At 46.1% G+C, this 4,579-nt stretch carries 5 protein-coding genes and 2 pseudogenes; 5 read left to right on the plus strand and 2 right to left on the minus strand.

Annotated features, from left to right (window positions below):
* A pseudogene (locus tag ABYP73_RS11590) lies at positions 1-208 on the plus strand (SDR family NAD-dependent epimerase/dehydratase); the annotation flags it as partial.
* Between the two features lie 44 nt (positions 209-252).
* Positions 253-1,524 carry a phosphoribosylamine--glycine ligase gene (purD, locus tag ABYP73_RS11595; RefSeq protein WP_372974435.1) on the plus strand — a complete coding sequence of 424 codons (1,272 nt, stop codon included), beginning with the start codon at positions 253-255 and terminating at the stop codon, positions 1,522-1,524.
* Here purD and ABYP73_RS11600 read toward each other — a convergent pair.
* Positions 1,519-1,740 (minus strand): uracil phosphoribosyltransferase, encoded by a 222-nt coding sequence (locus tag ABYP73_RS11600; RefSeq protein WP_372945858.1) that lies wholly within the window; start codon positions 1,738-1,740, stop codon positions 1,519-1,521. The two genes, purD and ABYP73_RS11600, sit on opposite strands and share 6 nt — an antisense overlap.
* Positions 1,741-1,780: 40 nt before the next feature.
* On the opposite strand from ABYP73_RS11600, the gene ABYP73_RS11605 reads away from it, so the two are divergent.
* The 3 genes from ABYP73_RS11605 to ABYP73_RS11615 are packed head-to-tail and all read left to right on the plus strand — an operon-like array spanning position 1,781 to position 4,381.
* Complete coding sequence (locus tag ABYP73_RS11605) at positions 1,781-2,719, plus strand: DUF6427 family protein (RefSeq protein WP_372945859.1); 939 nt, start codon at positions 1,781-1,783, stop codon at positions 2,717-2,719.
* Positions 2,720-2,748: 29 nt separating this feature from the next.
* Complete coding sequence (locus ABYP73_RS11610; protein ID WP_372974433.1) at positions 2,749-3,357, plus strand: DUF4254 domain-containing protein; 609 nt, start codon at positions 2,749-2,751, stop codon at positions 3,355-3,357.
* Complete coding sequence (locus tag ABYP73_RS11615; protein ID WP_372974434.1) at positions 3,338-4,381, plus strand: glycosyltransferase family 9 protein; 1,044 nt, start codon at positions 3,338-3,340, stop codon at positions 4,379-4,381. The genes ABYP73_RS11610 and ABYP73_RS11615 overlap by 20 nt, the downstream gene beginning before the upstream one ends.
* Positions 4,382-4,385: 4 nt before the next feature.
* On the opposite strand, the pseudogene ABYP73_RS11620 reads toward ABYP73_RS11615, so the two are convergent.
* A pseudogene (locus ABYP73_RS11620) lies at positions 4,386-4,579 on the minus strand (TetR/AcrR family transcriptional regulator); the annotation flags it as partial.

Raw genomic sequence — 4,579 nt, forward strand, 5'->3', positions numbered from 1 at the left:
CAAGGACCTCAGGATCATTCATAAACCCTTACCAAAAGACGATCCCCTTCAGAGGCAACCGGATATCACCCGGGCAAAAGAGATCCTGGGGTGGGAACCCAAAGTAGGGAGGAAAGAAGGCCTTAAGAAAGTCTACGAGTATTTCCTTTCCCTATCCCCGGAAGAACTCAAACAAAAAGAACACCGCGATTTCTCCGGTATTTCCTGATAGTTTCTTCTCCATAGCCTATTTTTGCGCAAACTGCCGACATGATGAATATCCTTATCCTCGGAGCTGGTGGCCGCGAGCACACCCTGGCCTGGAAATTAAAGCAGAGTGAGAAACTCAAGCAATTATTCGTTGCTCCCGGTAATGCGGGAACGCAGGAGATCGCAATGAATCTTCCCATAAAGCCGACTGATTTCGGGGCGATCAAAGAGGCAGTCCTGGAACATGATATCCACATGGTGGTTGTCGGGCCTGAAGACCCATTAGTGCATGGCATAGCTGATTTCTTTGCATCTGACCCCGACCTTAAATACATCCCCGTGATAGGACCTGAGAAAAAGGGGGCAGCCCTGGAAGGGAGTAAGGATTTTGCCAAACGGTTTATGAACCGTCACGGGATCCCAACCGCGGCCTACCAAAGTTTCACGGCTGAAATGCTTCAGGAGGGATTCAACTTTTTAGGCACACTGAAACCGCCTTATGTGCTCAAGGCAGACGGACTGGCTGCCGGCAAGGGAGTAGTGATCCTGCAGGATTTGGACGAGGCCAGGGCCGAATTATCGCGTATGCTGCTCGATTCCAAGTTCGGGGAGGCCAGTACTACGGTGGTCATAGAAGAATTTCTCAGCGGCATCGAGTTGAGTTGCTTTGTCCTCACCGATGGGGAAAACTTCAAGGTTTTGCCAACGGCGAAGGATTACAAGAGAATCGGTGAAGGGGATACGGGACTCAACACCGGGGGAATGGGGGCTATTTCGCCGGTTCCCTTTGCAGACGAGTCGTTTATGAACAAGGTGAAGGATCGGATTATCCTCCCGACCATTCAGGGCCTGAAGAAAGACAAGATCCCGTACAAGGGCTTTATATTTATTGGTTTGATCAAGGTGGGTGACGATCCCTTTGTGATCGAGTACAATGTCCGGTTGGGAGATCCGGAAACAGAAGTTGTGCTACCAAGGCTTAAAAACGACCTGGTTGAGCTCTTCCAGGCTGTTGCTGATGGCAAATTGGATTCCGTCGAACTTGAGATCGACCCGAGAAGTGCTACGACCGTTATGACGGTATCTGGTGGATACCCGGGTTCTTATGAAAAAGGGAAGGATATCTCTGGACTTGAGAGTATCAAAGATTCTGTGGTTTTCCACGCAGGAACCGCCAATAAAAACGGAAGTGTGGTCACCAATGGGGGCAGGGTCATCGCAGTAACCTCCTTAGCGGAAAACTTTAGGGAAGCCCTGAAAAAATCGTACGAAAACGTCGAAAGGATCAAGTTTGACGGCATGTATTACCGCAAAGACCTGGGATTCGACCTATAGGTAGGAATGGGAGGTGATCGTCTTGTCCTCCTCATTATTGTCGTTGAATTTCTTCAGCTGCATAAGCCAATACACCATAGCCACAGTGCCGATGATCATGAACAACCAATTGACGGTATTGGAGGTCCACCAGTTCTGCATGAACCGGAAAAAATCATAGGGCCAGAACAAGTGGTTGACGAATAAATCTTCTATGCCGTAAAAAAATGAACTCATCTTGGTTATATTTACGAGGACAAAAATATAAAATCCGGGGATGATTTCAGGCATTTTTGGCAAAACAAAACCCATTAATTACGTAATTCTTCTCGGCCTGCTCTCTCTCCTTTACGCAATCGTCTTTTTTTACCTGGGTGAAAAAAGCCTCGATCCCTCTGAATGGGGAAAACAACTTTTTTTTCTTTTACTTTTATTGTTTTCTGTCCTGGTCATCGATTTCGTCGTGAACAGGAACCAGATTTCCAGCACGAATGCCTATGTGGCCCTTTTCTTTGTCATCCTGGTATTCCTGTTTCCTTCCTCCGTACGGGATACTCAAGCTATAGGCTGTAATTTTTTCCTGGTGCTGGCTTGCCGAAAACTTATCAGCCTTCGATCCCTCAGGAATATAAAACTCAAGATACTCGACGCCACGCTGTGGGTATTGGCAGCCAGTCTTTTCTTCGGGTGGGCAATCCTTTTCCTTTTACTGGTCTTCATAGCGATCTATATTTACGAACCCAAGAATATCAAGAACTGGTTTGTCCCCCTTGCGGGGATTGTCATCTTTTTATTGATCTGGAATTCGATTCTGATCCTGAGCGGTACGAAGGGCTTCTTTACTACCCACTATAACTTCAGTATCGGTAATTGGAAAAGCGTGTTGCTCGACTGGATCAGAAACACGAAGCTTATAATTTTCATCGTTGTCATATCTGTCACCAGTTTTGCGGTATTCCTCAAATCCGGGAAGCTGGGATTGGGAAGGATCATTAATTTACGGGTAGTCTCTATCTATTTTTTCCTGAGCATTATCGTTGTATTGTTATCCCTGACCTCAGAAAAATTCCCGATTCTCATCGCATTCTTCCCGGCGTCTGTCTTCCTGGGTAAGTATGTGGAAATGATCAAACGGGAAAATATCCGGGAAATGGTTCTGTCCGGGGCCATCCTCACCTCATTTTTCATTTTTAGCATCGAGTTGCTAACCAAATAAAAGATACCTTTGCACAAAAATGTATCTCCATGTTCAGTAAAGAGGCTTTCAGGATCTTTGAAGAAAGCATTAACAGGTACCACGTAATTGACAGGGTAGATCAAACGTTTGAAAACCCATATCCCTCAGGAACCATAGAGCATCTCCTTTACAGGAAAAACTGGATTGATACGGTTCAGTGGCATTATGAAGACCTGATCCGGGATCCGGATATTGAACCGGGGGCTGCCCTGGAACTCAAACGCAAGATCGATGCGAGCAATCAGGACAGGACAGATTTAGTAGAATACATAGATAGCTACTTTCTTCAAAAATACAAAGGGGTAAAAATTCTGGAAGATGCGACGATAAATACCGAATCTCCCGCCTGGGCCATAGACCGTCTCTCTATCTTGGCCCTTAAAATCTATCACATGAAGGAGGAGACCGAAAGAGAAGATGCTTCGGAGGACCATTTGAAAGCCTGCGGACAAAAACTCTCGGTGCTGATGGAGCAGAAAAAAGACCTTTCTACTGCCATTGACCAGTTGCTCGCAGATATAGAGGCCGGCAGGAAATACATGAAGGTGTACAAACAGATGAAAATGTACAACGACGATGAGTTAAATCCCGTTTTGCGTGGACAAAAGCAAGGATGAATCCCTTCTCGTGATCAGACTCTCGGCCATGGGTGATGTAGCCATGACTGTACCCGTTCTTCTTTCCCTTTTACGCCTCAATCCTCAACTCAGGCTCCTGATCCTCACCAGGCCTTTCTTTGCCCCCATTTTCAGGGATATTCCGAATACAGAAGTATTCAAGGCAGACTTTAAAATCAGCTATAAGGGAATCCCCGGCATATTAAAACTCTCAAAGGACTTGAAACACCATTCGATTTCAGGCGTTGCTGATCTCCATAATGTGTTGAGGACAAAAGTCCTTAAGACTTTCTTTTTCGGTTCAGGACTGCCATTTGTGCAGATCGATAAGGGGAGAAAACAAAAGAAGAAGCTAACCCGATGGCGTGACAAGGATATCACACGGTTGAAGTCGACCCATGAGCGATATGCCGATGTGTTTCGCAAAATGGGTTATAAAGTAGAGCTGAACCCTCAGGATATATTGAGACGGAGAAGCCTGCCAGAAGCCCCTGAAAATTGGTTGTCAAAAGGCAATAAAAAACTGATCGGTATAGCACCTTTTGCCGCCTTTGAGGGAAAGATGTATCCCCTGGATCTCATGGAAGAAGTAATAAAACAAGTAAATAATACTGATAAGTATAAAATTATTCTCTTTGGTGGGGGATCGAAGGAAATACCAGTTCTACAAGGACTTGAGGAGCAATTTGAACATTGTCTTTCCGCAGCGGGCCAATTGACTTTTGACCAGGAGCTCGACCTGATCTCCAATCTGAACCTCATGGTATCCATGGATAGTGGAAACGGGCACCTGGCTGCCATGTTTGGAATTCCCGTACTGACCTTATGGGGGATCACTCATCCCTATGCGGGATTTGCTCCCTATGCACAACCCCCGGAAAATTCCCTCCTGGCTGACAGGGATCAATATCCTCTGATTCCTACATCAGTCTATGGCAATAAATATCCAGGCGGCTATGAGGACGCTATGAGCACCATAGATCCGGAAAGCGTCGTGCAAAGGATCCTTGAAATAACCAGTTGATATCCTAGACCAGTCTGGTTTGGGCCAGGGATTTCAGGTATTGTCTTGTCTGTTGCAGAAAATGATAGGACAGGCTCCTGCTGTTACCTTCCACCATCAGCATGCGAATTCCCATATAGGATGAAATGAGAAAAGCCGCAACTCCTTCACTGTCTACATGTCGGGCTACGTAGCCGTCTGTCTTACCTTTTTGAAGGG

The organism is Muriicola sp., from assembly GCF_041567615.1.
In the GTDB taxonomy this organism is placed as follows: domain Bacteria; phylum Bacteroidota; class Bacteroidia; order Flavobacteriales; family Flavobacteriaceae; genus Muriicola.